General features: G+C 58.2%; 2 protein-coding genes. Both read right to left on the bottom strand.

The window, feature by feature from the left end:
* Positions 1–360 (bottom strand): PAS domain-containing protein (locus AAC083_RS14155; RefSeq protein WP_181364759.1); only part of this gene is annotated, 360 nt, incomplete at its 3' end.
* A gap of 341 nt (positions 361–701) precedes the next feature.
* A partial coding sequence (locus AAC083_RS14150) for an NAD(P)(+) transhydrogenase (Re/Si-specific) subunit beta (protein ID WP_181364758.1) occupies positions 702–1,164 on the bottom strand: 463 nt, incomplete at its 5' end.

The raw sequence follows: 1,164 nt of genomic DNA, 5'->3' as shown, positions 1-1,164 counted from the left end.
GTTCACGCACAGCATGCCGATGGGGTTGCCCTCTCTGTTGCTGATGGTGATGGAGGAGGACTTGAGCAGCGCCCCCCCACGAGTACGGGAGAAGTAACTGCTCCACTGACTGCCCGCCGCACTCTGCAGCTTGTTGAAGGCGACGTCGGTGACAGCTGCCCCCTCCTCCCGCCCGGTGAGATGGCCGTTGGCGATCTTGATGACGGAGGCATGCAGGCTGTCGAAGGCATGCAGCACCACTTCACAACCCGGGCCAAACAGGGCAGAGAGCGCCTCCACGGCAGGTTCGAAGCTGGCGATCAGGTGGTGCTCTTCATCGGTCAGCACACGAGCTTGGCGTAATGGAGTGGCCTGCATCATAGGAGTCATCCGGTCAACTTGGGGTAACGCTAAAGCCATTGGACTCAAATAAAGTTGAGCCGTATCGCTTGTTCGCAGGCATTATGCCCAACTGGCGGCAAAGTGCCACCGTTTGTGAACTGGCATGCAACGGCAGGTCTGAATGGGTCATCTGGCTCACCACACGGAACCTGAACGCCCCTGTTCAGAGCCCGTAACGGATCAACAGGCCTGGTACTCGGGAGCCTGCTTGAAGGCCTTGAGAGCGAGGGATCTCCATCCATGCAGTGGCTGAGGATAAACCAAAAAGTAAGTATGAAAAAAGGAGGCCGAAGCCTCCTCGTTTCATACCTGACAAACGCTTACAACGCTTTCAGGATCGCCTCGACGCTGGCCTTGGCATCGCCAAACAGCATCTGGGTATTCTCTTTGAAGAACAGCGGGTTCTGGACACCGGCATAACCAGTGTTCATGGAACGCTTGAAGCCGATGACGTTCTGCGCCTTCCACACTTCCAGCACCGGCATGCCGGCGATGGGGCTGCCCGGATCTTCCATGGCGGCCGGGTTGACTGTGTCGTTGGCACCGATCACCAATACCACATCGGTATCGTTGAAGTCGTCGTTGATCTCGTCCATTTCCAGCACGATATCGTAAGGGACTTTCGCTTCCGCCAGCAGCACGTTCATGTGGCCAGGCAGACGACCGGCAACCGGATGGATACCGAAGCGCACCTTGACGCCGCGATCACGCAGCTTCTGGGTGATCTCGGCCACCGGGTACTGGGCCTGTGCCACCGCCATGCCGTAGCCCGGGGTGATGATG

Origin of the sequence: Aeromonas sp. HMWF014 (genome assembly GCF_963878295.1) — a bacterium.
GTDB classification, from domain to species: Bacteria; Pseudomonadota; Gammaproteobacteria; order Enterobacterales; family Aeromonadaceae; genus Aeromonas; species Aeromonas popoffii.
Note: the sequence above shows the minus strand (reverse complement) of the source record. Positions and strands in the feature narration are given on the sequence as shown.